The organism is Lactiplantibacillus paraplantarum (assembly GCF_003641145.1).
GTDB classification, from domain to species: domain Bacteria; phylum Bacillota; class Bacilli; order Lactobacillales; family Lactobacillaceae; genus Lactiplantibacillus; species Lactiplantibacillus paraplantarum.
Map to the genome: position 1 here is coordinate 2,940,951 of NZ_CP032744.1, position 19,130 is coordinate 2,960,080.

Consider the following 19,130-nt stretch of genomic DNA (forward strand, 5'->3'; position numbering starts at 1 on the left):
ATTTTGATACCGGAACTTTAAACGAGACGTTAGGGTTACCCTAACCACTTTGTTGAGGTGTTCTATTATTACTATAGTAATTCCGAAATAGCGAGCTATCCCAATATCTTTTCGACCTAACAGTTGATTAACAAAATTACTGTTTATGAAGAACAATGACAAATTCATCAAAAGTTGGGTACATCTTCGTCCGCCATTCGAATACTGTCCCGACTGGAAGGCGTTTCGGCCAATGCTCAGCATTGCAAGAGTGTGAGGTTCAGACGGGTTGAGACTGAGGATTAGCCTAGCTAGGGCGGTTAAGCGGTGAATTTCCGCTTGGCGTCATAGCGTAGCTAACCGGAAGTCTCAGTCTGACCCGAACACGTTTCACCAATATGGCATTAAGCCGTGGAAGACCAGTATTTAAGACGTGGGTTGCGGCTTAAATCTGTGTCCACCGCGTTCCAGCAATTGGCAGAAATGCCTGGAGGTCGGCGTAGGACGAACGAACTAAGCAGTTTTACGCTAACCCGAACTGTTTCCAGCGGGCCTAAGCTGGTGGCTGTTGACTTTAAATAAAGGCATCTTTTTACCATTATTTCAAACAGGTGGGCCAATCTTAAAAGGCTCGTATTATGGAAATCCATAATACGAGCCTAGTTTAATTGATATATTTAGTTCAACTGAGTAGCACTAATCGGCTTCCGTCTCACGTTTCCGAGCAGCTCGCCGTTCACGTGCGTAGTCAGTCTTAGTTGTGATTTCAACGTCACGCGCTAACCGTTTCCGACGCGCTAATTCAGCAGCTTTGGCATTGGCTTTCGCAGCTTCCTTGACTGGATTGGTCGTTAAGTCGTGATGGATCGAGTACAGTAAGACGAGCGCGACAATCGTTAATGGGAAGCCAGACATCGCACAGATGGACTGAATCGATTCAAAGCCACCGACCGTGACAAGCCCCAATGAGAAGACTAGGAAGATAACGACCCAGCTCATCCGATTGAAACGACTTGGTTGTTCCCCCGCGGCCAACTTTTTACTAGTAAATGACGAGGTGATAAAGGCAAACGATGAAACCGTCGTTGCCAAGAAAATAAAGCATGATAGACAGTACAAAGCTAACATAATCATCTTCAACGGTAAGGTCGACAATACCGCTGCAATCACGGCGGCTTGCCCTTGCGTATTCAAGATATGAACTAAGTTAACGATGCCCATCCGTTGTAAGTACAAGGCATAACCACCCAAGATGGCGTAGAAACTGACACAGCCTAATGAGCCCCATAGCAACATGCCACCGAGCACTTGGCGAATTGTCCGGCCCCGTGAGATTCGAGCAATAAATAAGCCCATGACCGGCATGAAGGATAACCACCAGCCCCAGTAGAAAATCGTCTGGCGTTGCATGGCCGTAGCGTACCCATTTGGTGCCGTATTAGTACTTAAAGTAATGAATTTATTAACAAACAAGCCAATACTATTAGTTTCTGAGTTTAAAATATATAAGGTTGGACCAACGATCAAGACAACAATTAAGAAGCCAATCGCTAACCAGACATGCGCGGCACTTAACCGGCCAATCCCCTTCTTTAAACCATTGAAAACGGCCATAGCGAAGATCACAAACAGTAAAGCAAAGAGACCCAATTTCAGTGTCATCGTATCAGCAATCCCGGTTACGGCACTTAAAACTTTTGAAATAACGGGAATTTCCATCCCAACTGAAGTCCCGACACCACCCATAATCCCAATAATAACGAGAAAATCAATCGTGTTACGGGCAATCTGCTTACCCTTACCCGGGCCTTGTAGTACTGAAATCGCGGCACTGAGCCGCTGAACCTTGACGTGTTTAACATACATCGCATAGGCAATTGCAATCGTGGCTGGCGCAAACATCATCCACGCCATTGGTCCCCAGTTAAATTGTCCTAGCATGTGCGCATAATTATATGCAGAAGTTGAAAACGGCTTGACGCCGAATGAAGGGCTTTGCAGGTACCGTAATGGATCAACCATGCTCAACATTAAAATGCTGGCATCGATCCCAGTCGCATATACCATGCTACCCCAGTGATACGTTGAAAATTCCGGTTTGTCATCGGGATCACCAAGTTTGGTCTTCCCTAACTTACTAAACCCTAAGTAAATGAAAAAGATAAAGGTGATCACATATACCGACATGTAGAGCCAGCTCATGTTATTTGTGAGCCAGTCCAAGATGCCACTTAAACTTGTCTCTAGCGAATGCCCTCCCATTAATAAAACAACGGAGGCCGCCGCAAAGAGGCCAATTGTTGGTAAATAGACCCACCAATCAATATTCTTACTTTTTAAAATAATAAACCTGCTACTGAGCATATACTCTCTATATTTAGATCAAATTCGTGGTTCTTCCTACCATGAAGGTAGTCCCCACGCGTAAATTTCCGACTAGCAATCGGTACACCCCTCCGAGTTAATTCTCGAAGCACTCAGCACCCTGACTGAATCAGGTTTAGCCGGCATTGTCATCCGCATTCTGTTTGTGCTAACTCAAAATCAGTAGCAGAATTTCCTTCTTTCCGTTGGTTGAATCCGGATAACGCCATACTGACAAATGATTTTTAATTGCTTAATCGACGTTGGTGTTCATCTTGTTTAGCTAGTGTTTCTATTACCATCGTGCCTTCAGCACACGACCGTCGTCACACCACGTAACGATTAATGGTTACACTGCTCTTGCTAATAGATAACCCCCTTGGATCACCAGATAAGCTCACCACACAATTGTTAGATTAATTGTTTGATGCACCAAAAAAGCGCTTAGTACCGGGTAACAAGTTACCACCTGCACAGCGCGCGTTGGCTTATACAAATGCTGATTTCAGTATTTTCTGATATCTAATGTCCATCTATAAGTATACTAGTATTAAATCAGAAGTAAAATCAACCGTTTTAGGACGCCTAGCCCTTGCTTATCAAGGGTCATACCGATTTTTACGGTCTAATTTTTCTGAAACTATTCAAAAGTTTTCGTAATAATTAGTTTTTAGTTTAGAATCATTCTTATCTGTTTCAATTAAATCGATTTCATGTTATTCTTGTAACAAGTAAAAAACGCCATCATCCAAAAGGAGGGAACTGCATGCGACACTACTATAAATTGATATTAACAGTCAGCGTCGGTATCATTGCGGTTGTTTTACAGTTTGGGCTCCACTATCAATTAGCAGCGCAAATCATCATTACATTAATGGGGTCATTAATGGCACTGTCAATGTTAGTTGAGATGATCAAAACCCTGCGTTCAGGCAAATATGGAGTTGATCTATTAGCGATTACGGCCATTGTTGCAACGTTAGCCGTTGGTGAATATTGGGCTAGCCTAGTCGTTCTAATTATGCTTACTGGGGGGGACTCATTAGAAGACTATGCGGCCAAACGGGCTAATACAGAATTGAAAGCCTTGCTCGATAATTCACCACGCGTTGCGCACCGCTTAGTTGCCGGCCAATTAACCGACATTGCCGTTGAGGATGCTCAAATCGGCGACCAACTAGTCGTCAAGCCTGGTGAGCTAGTCCCAGTAGACGGACACCTCATTCAAGGAACGGCACTCTTTGATGAATCATCATTGACGGGTGAATCTAAGCCAGTCGATAAACACGTCGGTGATGACATTATGTCCGGGGCGGTCAACGGCGACAGTGCCGTCACGATGGTTGTCGATAAATTAGCCATTGACAGTCAATACCAACAATTAGTTAAATTGGTCAAAGAATCCGAATCACGGCCAGCAAAATTCGTACGACTAGCTGATCGGTATGCTGTCCCATTCACTTTAGTCGCATACATCATCGCTGGAGTGGCTTGGGCATTTAGTGGTGATCCCCACCGCTTTGCTGAAGTCTTGGTCGTGGCTTCACCCTGTCCATTGATCCTTGCCGCACCGGTTGCGCTCGTCTCAGGAATGAGTCGGACGAGTCGTAATGGGATCGTCGTCAAAACTGGTGATATGCTAGAAAAATTATCCACGGCCAAGTCTGCCGCATTTGATAAAACCGGCACAATTACCAGTGGTCAATTAACAGTTAATCAAATCGTGCCTCAGCCTGGTTTTACTGCCGAACAAATCCTACACCTCGCAGCTAGCGCTGAACAAAACTCAAGTCATATTCTGGCTCGCTCACTTGTCAAGTATGCGCATGCCATTAGTCTTAGCCCGGCAACACAATTAGAAGAAGTCACGGGCAACGGGGTCACGGCAACGATCGACCAGCAACAAGTCAAAGTAGGCAAACTTAAATTCGTTGCCCCCGCCACGACTGATAAACCACTTGCTACCACCACTATCTATGTTGGCATTGATGATCAATACGCGGGCTATATCACATTTATCGATAACGTTCGCCCCGAAGCAGCTGCCACTCTACAAGCACTTCACACTGAAGGCGTTCAAAACGTCATGATGCTCACTGGTGACCAACAGGCTATTGCTGATCATATTGCAGAAAGCGTCGGGATCGATACCGTTGCCGCCGACCTGTTACCAGCAGACAAGATTGCGCATTTAAAAGCCGTGCTAGCGAGCGAACGTCCCGTTATCATGGTTGGTGATGGCGTTAACGATGCTCCGTCCCTAGCCGTAGCCGACGTTGGGATCGCTATGGGGGCCCATGGTTCAACTGCTGCTAGTGAATCAGCCGATGTCGTCATTTTAAAAGATGATCTCAGTCGCGTCGTCACGGCAGTTCGTATTGCTAAGGACACCATGCAAGTGGCCAAACAAGCCGTTTGGATTGGTATTGCCATCTGTACAATTCTAATGCTCATTGCTAGTACCGGCATCATCCCAGCACTCTTTGGGGCTATGCTTCAAGAAGTAGTTGATACGGTCTCGATTCTTTGGGCGCTACGTGCATTACGGGATCGGCCACAACCAGTCATCACACCAACTAAGCCCATGACAAAGGATGTGAATTAGACTATGCCAGAATGGCTTTTACGGTGGGCACAATCAGCACTGACGTTTGTTGTCGTTTTGACGTTTGTTTCGGTCGTTTTACTCAACGTACCATTAAAAGAAGCAATTCTCGTTGATTTTGCTTACATGCTATTAACACTGACCATTGATTGGTACCGCAGCCGCCACCACGCATCACAATAGACCAGTCACCAGCAACTAGTCGAGTCAACATTTAGGCATCCACGTCCAGCTCTCAGTAATTATCTCAGCCGGAAATTGATGTGGGAAAAAGATTGACACTAAATAATTTTTCAGCGAGACTCGGCTGACTTTTTAACTTTAAAGCGGCATGTTAATTTTCGGTTCAACCTCATAACTACGGTAGCTTATTTCACTTATCATTCAGAGCTGGGGCCAAACCTAAAAACGCGTAAATTACTCAAAGCCAACCGAGTAATTTACGCGTTTTATTTTTCATGTCAATGGTGGCAAAAACATGCACCAAAAATCGTTCAGTTTATCCCACACTCAAATTGTTAATACTGAAATTTAAGGATAGGTCGTCCATTCTCATACAGCTCTGCACGCAAAACTTACTTGGCCAGCGCATAACTATCCCGGACTCGTTCCATAATTGTGGCAAGTGGCACAGTATCATCAAGCACAATTGAATACCAATGTTTTTTATTCATATGATAACCTGGCAAATAATGTTGGCCATCAATCAGCGTCACCAAGTCATTTGGTCGTGCCCGTAAGTCTAGTACTGTCACAGTATGTGTCGCTCCTGGCAATGCTAGCTTATCGGTAGTAACCGTCAATAACGCACCGTACCATTTATGCGTATCGGCGCGCCGCCAAACTGCATTCTGTGGGAATTTAGACCACAAGAATTCAAGTTCATCACCATATAAATCCTTAATCTGAGTAATCAGATTTCGCTCTTGAGACGACTTAAAAACATCGTTGTCGTAACAGTCCTGTTCGACCTTATGCAAGACATCCTGATAAGCCTGCACGACTTGACCGACAAACTGACCTTGAGCGCGGGGTGCCAGATGTAAAACGTACGCTTCACCGGTCGAAGTATCGGTTAATTCCGTATTAAGACCATCATCGACATTCAACGTCAGCGTTAGCTCAAACTGACCTTGCATGATTAGTGTCCGAAATTGATAACGGCCACCCTGATTGGGTTCAAAACCAAACTGACTGAGTTTACTCATATTGACACGTTTATTTTCAAACTTAACCGTTGCCATCACTGTGCCTCCAACTTCATCTTCCCTTGATATTAATTTAATTTTACCAAAGAAAATCGTTGTCTGCAGTCATGACTTAAATTGGTCTTAGTGCCAACTGTGAGCCCGACCACTCGCTATTTATGGGCGACCGTTGGCGTCGCTGATTGGGCAACCGTAATAAAATCAAAGGTCGCGTAATCGAATAAGCCTCGTGCCGTTAGTTTTAACGTTGGAATCACTGGTAACGTCAAAAACGAAAGCGTAATGAACGGATCAAAGCTGAGCGGCTGTTCACTGATGACCTCATAAGCCTGCTTAAGCCCTGCCAACTGTTTAGCAGCCATTTGATAAGATGCCGTCGACAATAGGCCACCAATGGCAAGTGGCATAGTCGCTAACACTTGCTGATCATCAACGACCGCAATCCCACCGTTATCGCGTGTAATCTGCTCAACAGCCCGTAAAATCGCCTTATCTGATGTTCCAACCGCGACAATATTGTGAGCATCATGAGCCACCGTACCAGCAATTGCACCGTGCTTCAGGCCAAAACCGTGAACCAGACCGACACCCACCTTGCCCGTATTATGATGACGCTCGATAACAACCATTTTTAAGACGTCGCGTTGACAATCTGCTTCAAAATTCTGAGTAGCAACAACTGGGAACGTTAGATGATCCGTTTCAATGTGATTCGGTTGGATTCCAATCACATTAGCAGCCCCCATCGGTAGTGGTAACTGAAGGTCAGTCACACTTGCATGTTGCTGAACACGCGTCGCTGTAAACGGCAATGGCTTCGTATCATCTGGTAATGCCCACTGACCACGTTTCATCGTCCGCGCGATTCTGACGTGTTCAATATCATCTAAGACTACCAGGTCAGCCAATTGTCCGGCCACTAGACTGCCGCGATCGCTTAACCGGTGAGCAGTCGCCCCATTCAAGCTAGCCAGGGTATAAGCTAGTTCAGGACGCATGCCACTTTGAATCGCTAGACGCACGTTAGCGTCAATCGATCCTTCCGTAATCAGGTCACTGATCGTCTTATCATCCGTACAAAAAGCAAACCGGCTCGCATTAGCTTCGGTCACTGCCCCAATCGTCGGCAAGACGTCACGTTCAACCGTCCCCTCGCGTAAAAAGACGTACATCCCAGCCTTAACGCGATCTAATGCTTCCGTCTCTGTCATACATTCGTGATCAGTATCCAAGCCCGCATTGCGCATCACATTGAGCTGATGCGCATCCAAACCGGCGGCGTGCCCATCTGCATGATAGCCATGGGCATACGCATCGCTAATTTTGGCTAAAGTATCAACATCACCACGCGCAACGGCCCCATAATCCATCACTTCTGCTAAGCCGCGCACTTCTGGCTGTTGATAAAGAGGATGTAAATCAGTAGCGTGCAAGGTCGCCCCATTGTCATCAAAGGGAACGCATGGCACCGATGACGGTAACATGAAACAGACATCTAGTGGCGTTTGCCGCGCATCATCAATTAGGTACTGAATACCAGCAACGCCAGCAACATTAGCGAGCTCATGGGGGTCAGTCGCAATCGTCGTGACACCGTGCTGTAACAAGACTTTTCCCAACTCGCTAGGTGCCACCATTGAACTCTCCATATGCACATGTGCATCGATCATACCGGGAACGATCCACTGACCAGTCGCATCTACCCGCTGGTCTGCCAAGTACGGTTCGTCACGTAAATTACTAATAATTCGACCATGGTCGATCCACAAACTAGTTGCTTCAAATTCACGAGTATAAACATTTAACACCTGCGCACCGGTAATCACTAATTCAACTGTCTTCGTCATCGTTATTTTCTCCTCACTAGTCATGCCTACGGAGAAAGCAAACGGGCCCACACGGCAAATTAAGCAGTGTGGACCCGTCGACTCAATTCGCTTATAGTCCAGTATTTACGGTACTGGGTAGAAACTCGCCATCCATATCATGGCATTATATAGGCAATTTGTTATGTTGATAAATTGTTCTTTACTTTACCAGCCTTTCAACCCGGATGCAAGTTTCAATAATCAGCAATTCTTGGATGTCGACGTAAGACGTGCTGACTAAGCTTAATCTGAACTTTTGCCAGTATTTTATCACTGGCTACTTTTAATCTGATGCATTGGCCTGTTTTAATCACCGTTCATGCCAGATTAATTAGCATAATATATCGGTTGAATGCATTGTGCTAGTTATTATTTAGTATAAATCATGATTAAAAACGTGCCATTTCTAAGTTTAAAAGGCTACTGGCTGAGTCCCACTGAAAAAAGTGCAATTTAGCGAAAAATTACTTGATTAGGGCCTCCTACACCGGCTTCCAAGCATTCCTGCCAATTGCTGGAACGTGGTGGACACAGATTTGAGCCGAAGCCCACGTCTCAAATACTGGTCTTCCACGCCCTAATGCCATATTGACGAAACGTGTTCGGGTCAGACCAGGACTTTCGGTTAGGGACGCTATGACGCCAAGCGGAAGCCCGTCGCTTAACGCCCTAGCTAGGCTAATCCTCAGTTCCAACCCGTCTGAACCGCACACTCTTAAATCACTGATCATTGTCAAAAATACCTTCCAGTCGGAATTGTATTTGAATGGCAGTTATTGATGGGATCAACTTTGGTTAAATTAGTCGTTGTTTCATAGCACAGCAGCTTAAAATGCAATTATTTGGATTGGCAGTAACTGCAATCATCTATTCGATTGGCCTACCGAAACGTGCTCGTTTTCAACCCGTGGCCCCTCACAGGCTTTCAGACTGGAGGGGCTGGGTGACAATGCTCAGTAGCCAAATTATTCTTAGCTGGAAGTGAATTTCTTCCGGCTTAGAATAAGACTCGCATTTGAGATGACGCGGGTTGGGCGTTAGCTCAAATCGACGTCGGCTACGTTCCAGCAATTGGCACCCAGCCCCGGAAGTCGGCATAGGACGCGCATTGCTGACGAACAGTAATCCAACTAATTGACACGTTTTAATCATGATTCATGACAAATTAACTAGCGCAATGCGTATCAGTTGATATCCTGCGTGTGCCGCTAAAGACCAACCGCGGATGAACTTTACGCCTCACATTACTGCTTTTAAGCATTATTTTACTGACTATCAGTTCATTTACGTTTACAATAAAACTAGCTTAACCTACATAACCATTTTAAGGAGCTGATTATTTTGATGATGATGAACAATCCGACAATGTTATCTTACATTCGTCGTGAGCAACCAGTTTTAGAGCGCTTGTTGTCAAGTTATCCACGCCAAATCACTGACGCTTTGGCAGACACACCCCAACATCCACAGCATTGGCTGATACTCGCAACTGGTTCTAGAATTAATGCAGCCAATACCGCCCGCCTGTATATGCAAAAAACGGCCGCCTTACAAGTGACCGTCGCCGCTGCCGATTTCTACCTTACTTATGAGGAAGCCGATCCAAGCGTTGATGTCATCATCGGTATCTCGTTGACAGCAAACGACCCCACCATGCTAGCAGCTATTAAAAAAGCGCGTACTAACAGTAATGCACATACTATCATAATTACTGATCAGAAAGATACAGCGCTTACAGAGATTGCTGATGCAACTTGCGATTTACTAACTGGTAAAGAAACTGTTCCGTACATCACATTAAGTTTTCAAGCAATCGTTCTAACACTTATGTTATTAGCCGTTAGGAGTGCTACGGATCGTAACATACTAACCGAATTAGCCGCCAACCAAGAATTAGACGAATTCAGCTTTTTGATTGAAAACATGAATCTCACTGTCCAGCGAGCCAACGATTTCTATCGCAAGTTTACAATCGACTTCACCAATGCCCCACAATTTACTAGCATCGGTGCCAATGTTTTAGCTGGGACACTCGCTGAAATGCAAGCTAAGTTTACCGAAATCTTACGCGTACCAACACATGGTTACTCGCTCGCATCATTCACCCATGGTGGCTTTATGGGCACCCATGAAAATCATTGTCAGTTTTATATTGAGATTAATACGGACCCTGCCGTGATGGCCCAATTACAAGCTGTTAAAAAGTACGAAGCACGATTAACACCGCATATTTATACTATCAGTCTCACTGGTGATCAACCAACCGTTAATGATGATCAAACTTTGCAACTTGAAGCTGTCACTGATCCCTATAAAGCACCGCTACTCGCTATTATCCCATTCCAAGTCTTGGCCTGGTTTATTGCCAAATCACGAGGAATCAACCTCAATCATCCGATGTACGAGGACTTTCAAACGGCAATTAACTTGCTATAGTGCACCATTCAATAAAATCATAAATGACCAGTATCGACATTCATCGATGCTGGTCATTTTATTAGGACACACTGTTGCCTTATCCTGATTAGTCAACGCCGGCTCCACCCGCTTTCATAGCTGAGTAGTAGCAAATCTTTTTATGCTGCCTTCGGGCGTATTTGATTTCTTGTTTGGTCTGTTCGCCAATGTAGCCGTGCACGTCAATAACCAGTATTGCATCCGCCAAGTCAATTTTTTTAAAATGCGTTCGCCGTAAGCCTTGGATAGTTGCCGTTGTTGCAATATCAACACTAAAAACTGGCGCTAATACGATGATTCCTCGTTTACTCAAAGTGCGTGCCACAGTTTTAAACACACCCGCATATTTTCTAGACCCGCACAAAGTCACGATTTCAGCTGCCATCAAGCGCCTCCTTTTGAGCCAATCATTATGCCACAGTACCTAGGCTTCCGTGGCCGTAACATGGTTAGCCTTGACTGCAGATTGCTGATTCAAATGTGCCATTCCAATACCAGTGAAACCACTGATTATCGAAATGATAGGACATAGTAGACTGAAGAAAACAAATGGTAAGTATTGAACAGTCGGTACCCCCAGTGTCGTGGTTAAAAAGACACCACCAACGCCCCACGGTACCAAGTAATTGATAACCGTACCACCATCTTCAAGTACCCGGCCAAGCGCATTGCCAGCGAGGCCACCGTCATTAAACGCTTTGCGAAAAGCCCGGCCTGGCAAAATAATCGAGAGAAACTGTTCACCAACAAATACGTTCACACCAATGCAAGTTAACACACCCGCCAACACTAACTTACCATCACTATTCAAATGTTTGGCGACCGGTGTCATAATTTGATTAATCAACCCAAATTTGACCAATAAGCCACCTAAGGATAAGGTAACAACAATCAGGGCCACCATGCTCATCATACTAACGATGCCCCCCCGTGAAAGTAACGTGTCAACACTGGTATTCCCAGTCTTCGAAACAAAGCCCGTATTAATAATAGCCGTTAACTTCGCCATTGACAGTTGTGGTTGTTCAAACAAGATTAATCCAGCTGAAACAAAGATGTTTAATAACATCGTTGGAATGGCCGGCATTTTAAACCCGGCACAAACAAAGACTAGGACAATTGGTAAGAGTGCCAACGCTGAAATACTGAAATGACCATTTAGAATTGCGACTGTCTGATTAATCTTGGCCAAGCTTGTCCCAGTATTACTATGTCCAAGCATGGCGAATAATCCGAGTGAAATTAGGCCAGCCGGTAATGTACTCCATAAAATGTGCTTAATGTGCGTAAAAAGATCAGTATCAACTACTGCGGAAGCCAGATTATTCGTTTCTGATAGTGGCGATAGTTTATCTCCAAAAATGCCACCACTGATAATCGCCCCAGCAACCAAAGCTGGGTTTAAATTCATGGTGACGCCCATACCGAAGAAGGCAATTCCCACAGTTGACGTTACCGTAAAGGCACTCCCAACAGCTGCTCCAACCAGTGTGCAAACAATGAAGACTGATGGCAAAAACCATTGAATATTAATGATTTTAAACCCAATCACCATCAGGGTTGGTATCGTCCCTGCCGCAATCCAAGTTGAAATCATCGCGCCAATTAGAATAAAAATAAAAATTGGGACGATACCTTTGTCAATACCTTCTTTGATGCCGGCATTAACAGCTGACCACGGGAACCCGCGAAGCATGGCCCAAGCAGTAACAACACCCATGGCTAGTAATACTGGCACTTGGGGTGATAACCCCCAGCCAATCACGCCCGCACTCATAATTCCCAAAACAACTAATAAGACGATTACAGCTTCTACTGTACTAATTTGTGGTGCTTTCGTTTTATTCATGATTCATAACCCCTTCGATTCATAAAATTTCAGTGACAAGCGCGCATCATTAAAATTTCAATATCGTGCAATCCCACCACAACGCTGATTAGTCATTATCTTCATCCTCTTCATCAAAAAAAATCGTCCCCATTGTTCATATGAACAACAGGGACGATTAGACTAGTCGCGGTACCACCCAGGTTGCAGATTATTAAATCATTAATCCACCACTCACTAGAAGATAACGGTTCTAGTTATTACCCGTTCGATCGAAACTCGGTTACCGTATTTCAACCATAGCAGCTGACCGGTTCGCAGCAACCACCGGCTTCCTGACACCCACAACTATGTTTACTTGATGTAACGTTAGCGTACTTTTATTAACTTGTGATTAACAATACCACCATCGCTTCTCACCGTCAAGTCATTTTCTAATCATTTTCTCACCATCGCTATCTAGCTAACGCCCGTAACCGTGCTTGGTGTGCAAAAGTGACACCACCAAATATTAATGTCCAAATAATTGCCCCGATGGCCCCCACAATGTCAGCCTGAATGAAGAACAGACTAGCAAAAATGAGGACAAAAAACGCAATTGTTAACGGACTCGTAATGCGATAAGCCGGCATTTTAAATCCGTCAGCTAGATAGTCGTCAGACAACCGATACTTGCGGTGAGCCAGCATCGCCAACGTGTAGACGATCAAGTACATATCACTAGAAATCCCTGTAACTACTGTGAAAACTGCCGTGGTTGCGGCACTCAAACTCATAATTGGTGTTACTAACACTAGCACGGCGGATAACAAGATAGCTGGTGCTGGTACGCCACTCTTAGAAATCTTGCCGAAAATTTGATGCATATGGCTCGTCGCCGGCATTTCAGTGGCTAATTGATAAAAATGTCGCCCCGCTGAGAATAAACAACTATTTAATGACGATGCAGCGGAAGTCAAGACGACAAAATTGATAATCGCCGCCGCAGCCGGATACCCTGCCAACTTGAAAACTTGCACAAAGGGACTACTATCCGGTGACAACGACGTCCACGGAATAATTCCCATAATCACAATCAACGCACCAATGTAAAACAGCAAAATCCGTAACAATGTTTCATTAACCGCTTTTTTAATGACCCGGTGAGGATTCTTGGCTTCACCAATTGTAATGCTAACAAATTCAATCCCTTGAAAAGCAAAGAAGACCATTGGAAATGCTGAGATAAAATTGGTTAATCCATGGGGGAAGACTTGATAATTATGAAATAAATTACCAATTGACGCTTGTCCTAAAGGTGTCAGGTGATGACCGACCATCATGAAAATACCGGTAACGATCAGCGCAACAATCGCAACAATCTTAATCATCGCAAACCAGAATTCAGCCTCTCCAAATAACCGAGCAGCCGTCAAATTGATTCCTGCAAGAATTAACAAAAAGCCAATTTCTATCAGCCACGCTGGTACATTCGGCAACCAAAATTTAACATAAGTGGCCGTTGCAGTCAGTTCAGCCATACAAACAAAAATCAAACCGATCCAATAGGTCCACCCCGTGAAATGACCAACACTTGGCCCTAAATATCGGGAAATAAACGCGACAAACGTATGTTGTGTCGGGTCTGAATAAAACATCTCACCGATTGCCCGCATCATCAAAAAGAAGAAAAATCCTAACACTAAGTACACCCACATGACTGACGGTCCCGTCTTTGAAATCGTACTACCTGAACCAAGAAATAATCCTGTCCCAATCGTGCCACCAATTGCAATCATCTGGACATGCCGGTTGCTAAGCGCCCGGACCGTACCATCAGCGTTAGTTATTTTCATAAGATCCCTCCACAATTTCTAATGGCTTTGTTTCTAAATCTTAATGTTTTGCTATTATAGCACGACCTTAGCTTTCACTTAGTTGGTGTTTTTAACTACTAGATACCGATTCAAACACAATCTAGGTCACTATACTTTGTTTTCTAAAGCGCACTAAGACGCTGTAATCGCTATCATAGCTGTAATTGTAGTGTTATTTTGCATGTTCCAGGTAAAATAATGGGCTTCGATTGGTCATTGTTTGAGTATCGCTAATAATAATTACTTTTTATGTTTGAGGCTTTAATTCCTAATAGACCTTTAGTATTCTTACTCATAAAGGATATTGTCACTTTTTTTATATACCATGATTAGAACACATGCCAAAAACCGGCTCAGGTCTATTACCTGAACCGGTTCTCATCTAACCACCATTACTGATCCTTACCATAGAAAAGCAATCATCTTACGTGCCACAGTCGGATTTTGATTCAATGCACAGTGCGCAGCCTGATTGCCACTATAGAAAGCTTCTTGATACTGCGCTAACTTTCCACGTAATAAATAGCGAATGGAGCGTGCTGAAGCGACCCCTACAAACCCATCGTTATTATAGCCCGTATTCGTATCACCGTAGACGTTCAACAGCTTAACGTCGTTGGGGAAATTATGTCGATACTTTAGCATTTCCGCAAAGTGCTTCGTAAATCGACTGGGTTTGACTGCCAAACGTCGAACCTGAGCTTCAGTCTGTGTATTCAAAAAGCCCGTTAGCCCGTCAAATGGCCCACCAATTGTCACGATTTTATTCAGGGTCGGCACTCGTTGATCATGCCCATACTTCAATGCTTGATTAACAATATCATTAGCACCAAGAGAATGACCAACCGCATTGTAAGCCTTTACGCCATACTTCGACTTTAATTGCACCAAAACTTGATGTAACCAGTAGATTTGGACTTTTTGTGAGGCGTGGTTGTCTTGGAAAACAACTTGAACCATCGGGTTTTTAATTGATTTTCGCCAGTAGCCTTTAAAAGCCATCACGCCATTCTTATAGACATGCACGACTAATGCCTTTTGTGCTGCCCCGGCTTTTTCAGCCTTATGAATCAGATAGTTCGTCGAATACGCACCACCGTTGTACCCATGTAAAAAAACGGTCGCTGTCTTTGATTGCTGATACTGATTTCTTAATACTCGTGCAGAATCTGGTCGCAACTGACTCGTCACTTTCGTAATCTTGGTATCATTATTACGGGCACCGATTAAAACCCCAGTCACACCAATAACAAAAGCAATCAATAACAATTGAACCACCGTTCGCCAACGTTTCACCAAAGTTATCGTACCCTTCATTAATGTTTACCCGTTTTATTTTACGCGTTTGAATTGAAATAACCAACAATCCATTTCATAATTTACCAGCCATAATAGTTCCCATTGCAACCAAATAATATTCTTTCCACACCAATCTCGTTATAATAGATTTATTGGGTTAAATAACTAACCTAATCAAATTGTTCATTCTTGGAGGATCATTATGGAAAAACCAACGTTTAAATATCCTGACAAGGCCGCGTATGAATTTGTCATTCAGGCCTTAGCCGCAAAGGGAATTACTTATCATGAAATTGCCCACATCACCTATAATTTACAAACAAAGTATGTTCCTAACCTAACCATTGAAGAGTGTGAAAGGGAAACTCAAGAAGTCTTGCACAAGCGCGAACTGCTGAACAATGCAATGGTTGCATTAGAACTAGATCGACTGGCAACTGATGGGCAATTAAGCGAGCCGCTCCAATCAATTATTGCTAGCGATGCAGGCGTTTTCGGTGTTGATGAAGGGTTAGCGCTCAATATGGCTAATATCTACGGTACAATTGGCGTCACTAACTACGGGTATGTTGATAAAGTTAAGGAAGGGGTTATTAAAAAGCTCGATACTGATAAGTCGGGGGTTGTTAACACATTTATCGATGACTTAGTTGGTGCGATTGCAGCAGCCGTCGCAGCTAAAATTGCCCATAAGTATGCCTAATAAATTATTTTTTCACTATTACTAAGAATAATTAAATTAATGATAGCAAAAGACGTCGCTTACCTGTACACATCAGTTTTTGATGACAGGTAGCGACGTCTTTTCTATTATGGTTCACCCAAAAGCTACGGCAGCCACTCATAAGCCGGTAACTTTAAGCCATTTGATGTTGTGACATTGCTTGCATTTTTAGAATCCGTTGATCACGTGGAATAAACATCCGAATCTCATCTTGGTTAAAACCGCATAACAGCCGGTGATCGTCAAAGATAATTGGGCGCCGCAATAATTGCGGTGTTTGGCTTAGTACTCGAACAGCTTCACTTAACGGCATATCTTCAATCGGTGTCGTCTTACTCAGCTGGTGATAAGCATTGGATTTAGTACTAATCAAATCATCAATGCCATTGTACGTGTACTGTAGTAGATGCTTAATCTCAGTTTCCGTTAACGGCTGGGCATTCATATTCCGTTCATGAAACGGAATCCGATGCTCAAGTAGCCAACGATGGGCCTTGCGACAACTTGCGGTACTTGGTAACACACATAAGTTTATCATAAAATTATCCCCAATCTTGCTTGCCTAACAATGCAGCCCCCATTATTGTGCACTGTAATAGTTGACGTCATTAATTAACAACACAATCATAGCAAAATTCAACGGTAATTGCTAGCGTTTTCAAAAAATAATTAAAATAATTTGATAAGCGCAGTTTATTACAAGGATTATTCACATTTAGCCTATACCAATATTTAAAATTTTATATTAAATCGTTGGTAATTTACCGCTAGCAATCAGGTATTCCCGCAGTACCACTGCCTGGTTATGCTGTTCGTCCTTAGCTCCAAACAATAAAATCACATTTGTTTTGGTAAGTTGTTCGGCAACTTGGCTAATAAAGCTGGCTGTCAGCGGATTTGCATCTAGTTCCGCCTGATAGCGAGCCACAAATTCTGGATACTTGGCCGACTCATGATTGAACCACTTGCGAAGCGTCGTGGACGGCCCGATTTCTTTAACCCAATCGTCCAACTGAGCATTGACCTTTGAAATACCACGGGGCCACAACCGATCTACTAGTAATCGATAACCATCCGTATCGACTGGCTTCGTATAAATCCGTTCCAATTTCAATTGCATTAAAACACCCTCCACTTGTTCGTTATAGTTGCCGATTCATGATCATCGACAATAACATATCATGCTACTTGACCATAAGCTAACTTTATTATAACGCAGGTATTAAGAACGTTAAATCTGACCAACCATTTCCAGCAACCACATTGCGGCTAAATCAAACATAGTCTTCACCATCACATTAAAACAAAAAATTTCAGGTCCGTGACGGCCCCTGAAATTTGTCTCCGTAGCTCAACTAGCCACCATATTATCGATACAGACGTGTTAACCTTCGCCAATTACAACCTCAACCTGCCCACGCTTAGGGACGAAGTTGATATTATAAATAGGCTCACGTAATACTTTTTCGTATTCTTCTAAAACATCTTGTGGCAACGGTGTGTGTGCGGCCAACGCTTGCATTAAATCATCGACCGAATACACGTCCTCCATGTTAATAAAAATCCGCATATTACCCACTACATCATTCAGTAGTTCCGTTAAAATCGCATTTGGTTTGCCATTACCATCCGTAACAACTACTTGATTACTGTCAACTTCTTTATGGTCTATCTTTGTTAACTTAACGATATCAAATACATTTAGCATGCGCGACCCTCCGTCACAATATTAATTTGGCTATATTCTACCACAACCATAGCATATCTGAAGGATGAAAAGTATTTAATATTGACTGAATTAATCAGTCTCATAATGGGCAAAAATCTTCTCTTGAACCTTAGGCATCGGGAGTCGTTGCCGCTCGGATAGTGAAAATGTCTGACCTGCAAAGTATGCTAAGTCACTTAACATAACTTGGCCACCCAAGCCTTGAATCGTCCACTTCTGATGTGTAAATGTGTGGATTACTGGACGACCAGCAAGGTATTGGGCCGTTAATTGCAGCTGGTATTCCCGCTTAAAATAAGTCTCTACCGCGGTCACTAAGTCCGTTGGTTGGTAATCATCGTCCAGTCCTAAATCGGCAATTGGGATCAGTGGAACTGTCCACAAATTAGCAAGCATCCCGTTACTAGGTCGTTTGGTCATCAGCCAACGATCTTGCATCTTGGCCAACACCGCCACATAAGCGACTGGCTTAGGCCGGGGTTTCTTGGTCTTGACCGGATAGGCAAGTTCATCACCATCCAAATAAGCTTGATTAAACCGTTTTACTGGTGAATGAGCCGTGTCCGGTTGTCGAGCAGTCATGTAGCTTGACCCTAAATCCATAATGGCCTGGTTGAAATCTCCTGGACGCTCATGTGAAATAATCTGACTAATTACATGTTCAAACAAGGCCCGCGTCTGGGGTTTAGCAATATCAGCATCAATCTTAAGTAAGCGACTAAAGACGCGGTAAGCATTACCATCCACGGCCGGAACGGGTTCATTGAACGCAATACTGGCAATGGCCCCCGCCGTATACGGTCCAATCCCGATTAATTCCGTTAGCTCAGCAGCAGTTTGCGGCCACTGACCATCATAATCTGTTAACAATTGTTTCGCACACCGCTGCATATTACGGACCCGTGAATAATAACCCAAGCCTTCCCAAGCTTTTAATAATTGTGATTCTGGTGCAGCAGCCAAATCAGCAACCGTTGGAAAAAGCTTCATAAACCGTTGATAATATGGAATCACCGTCTGTACCTGTGTCTGCTGTAACATGATTTCAGAGACCCAGACATGGTAAGGCTCATGATCATGTCGCCAGGGCAAGTCTCGGCCTTCCTGGTCAAACCAGTCTAATAACGTGGTCTGAAAGTCTTTAATTGTTGCCGCATCCCATTCAATCATCTTAATCCTCCAAAAAAGGCCACGATTCTTCGTTACTTCGAAG

15 protein-coding genes and 1 riboswitch are annotated in these 19,130 nt (G+C 43.8%); of the genes, 4 read left to right on the forward strand and 11 right to left on the reverse strand.

Annotated features, from left to right (window positions below; all coding sequences use genetic code 11):
- Positions 1–675: 675 nt before the first annotated feature.
- Positions 676–2,343: a BCCT family transporter gene (locus tag LP667_RS14440; protein WP_056988450.1), complete on the reverse strand. Its 1,668-nt coding sequence runs from the start codon at positions 2,341–2,343 to the stop codon at positions 676–678.
- 766 nt (positions 2,344–3,109) lie between these two features.
- Here LP667_RS14440 and LP667_RS14445 point away from each other — a divergent pair.
- Both LP667_RS14445 and LP667_RS14450 read left to right on the forward strand, forming a co-directional pair.
- Positions 3,110–4,948, forward strand: a complete 1,839-nt coding sequence (locus tag LP667_RS14445) for a heavy metal translocating P-type ATPase (RefSeq protein ID WP_021732156.1) — start codon at positions 3,110–3,112, stop codon at positions 4,946–4,948.
- Positions 4,949–4,951: 3 nt separating this feature from the next.
- Positions 4,952–5,131, forward strand: a complete 180-nt coding sequence (locus tag LP667_RS14450; RefSeq protein WP_021732157.1) for a hypothetical protein — start codon at positions 4,952–4,954, stop codon at positions 5,129–5,131.
- 392 nt (positions 5,132–5,523) lie between these two features.
- Here the strand turns inward: LP667_RS14450 and LP667_RS14455 are convergent, their stop codons facing one another.
- Both LP667_RS14455 and ade read right to left on the reverse strand, forming a co-directional pair.
- Positions 5,524–6,192, reverse strand: coding sequence for an MmcQ/YjbR family DNA-binding protein (locus LP667_RS14455; RefSeq protein WP_021732158.1), 669 nt, complete (start codon positions 6,190–6,192; stop codon positions 5,524–5,526).
- A gap of 116 nt (positions 6,193–6,308) precedes the next feature.
- The gene (gene ade, locus LP667_RS14460; protein WP_021732159.1) at positions 6,309–8,003 is read right to left on the reverse strand and encodes an adenine deaminase; all 1,695 of its coding nucleotides are present in this window, start codon (positions 8,001–8,003) and stop codon (positions 6,309–6,311) included.
- A 74-nt stretch (positions 8,004–8,077) separates the two neighbouring features.
- Positions 8,078–8,176, reverse strand: a riboswitch (purine riboswitch).
- Positions 8,177–9,359: 1,183 nt separating this feature from the next.
- On the opposite strand from ade, the gene LP667_RS14465 reads away from it, so the two are divergent.
- Positions 9,360–10,460 (forward strand): SIS domain-containing protein, encoded by a 1,101-nt coding sequence (locus tag LP667_RS14465; protein WP_056988451.1) that lies wholly within the window; start codon positions 9,360–9,362, stop codon positions 10,458–10,460.
- Between the two features lie 88 nt (positions 10,461–10,548).
- On the opposite strand, the gene LP667_RS14470 is transcribed toward LP667_RS14465, so the two are convergent.
- The 4 genes from LP667_RS14470 to LP667_RS14485 form a co-directional block, all read right to left on the reverse strand.
- Positions 10,549–10,866: a hypothetical protein gene (locus tag LP667_RS14470; protein ID WP_021732161.1), complete on the reverse strand. Its 318-nt coding sequence runs from the start codon at positions 10,864–10,866 to the stop codon at positions 10,549–10,551.
- Positions 10,867–10,905: 39 nt separating this feature from the next.
- Positions 10,906–12,330: a Na+/H+ antiporter NhaC gene (gene nhaC / locus LP667_RS14475; protein ID WP_021732162.1), complete on the reverse strand. Its 1,425-nt coding sequence runs from the start codon at positions 12,328–12,330 to the stop codon at positions 10,906–10,908.
- A gap of 434 nt (positions 12,331–12,764) precedes the next feature.
- Positions 12,765–14,144, reverse strand: a complete 1,380-nt coding sequence (locus LP667_RS14480) for an amino acid permease (RefSeq protein ID WP_021732163.1) — start codon at positions 14,142–14,144, stop codon at positions 12,765–12,767.
- A 423-nt stretch (positions 14,145–14,567) separates the two neighbouring features.
- Complete coding sequence (locus tag LP667_RS14485) at positions 14,568–15,482, reverse strand: alpha/beta hydrolase (protein ID WP_021732164.1); 915 nt, start codon at positions 15,480–15,482, stop codon at positions 14,568–14,570.
- A 184-nt stretch (positions 15,483–15,666) separates the two neighbouring features.
- Between LP667_RS14485 and LP667_RS14490 the strand changes: the two genes are divergently transcribed.
- A complete protein-coding gene (locus LP667_RS14490) occupies positions 15,667–16,167 on the forward strand; it encodes a phosphatidylglycerophosphatase A family protein (RefSeq protein WP_056988452.1) in 501 nt (166 codons plus the stop codon).
- Positions 16,168–16,321: 154 nt separating this feature from the next.
- On the opposite strand, the gene LP667_RS14495 is transcribed toward LP667_RS14490, so the two are convergent.
- The 4 genes from LP667_RS14495 to mutY form a co-directional block, all read right to left on the reverse strand.
- Complete coding sequence (locus LP667_RS14495; protein ID WP_033609559.1) at positions 16,322–16,726, reverse strand: Spx/MgsR family RNA polymerase-binding regulatory protein; 405 nt, start codon at positions 16,724–16,726, stop codon at positions 16,322–16,324.
- A gap of 207 nt (positions 16,727–16,933) precedes the next feature.
- Positions 16,934–17,308: a DUF488 domain-containing protein gene (locus LP667_RS14500; protein ID WP_021732167.1), complete on the reverse strand. Its 375-nt coding sequence runs from the start codon at positions 17,306–17,308 to the stop codon at positions 16,934–16,936.
- Positions 17,309–17,572: 264 nt separating this feature from the next.
- Positions 17,573–17,896, reverse strand: a complete 324-nt coding sequence (locus tag LP667_RS14505; protein ID WP_021732168.1) for a hypothetical protein — start codon at positions 17,894–17,896, stop codon at positions 17,573–17,575.
- A 90-nt stretch (positions 17,897–17,986) separates the two neighbouring features.
- A complete protein-coding gene (gene mutY / locus LP667_RS14510) occupies positions 17,987–19,087 on the reverse strand; it encodes an A/G-specific adenine glycosylase (protein ID WP_021732169.1) in 1,101 nt (366 codons plus the stop codon).
- Positions 19,088–19,130 lie beyond the last annotated feature (43 nt).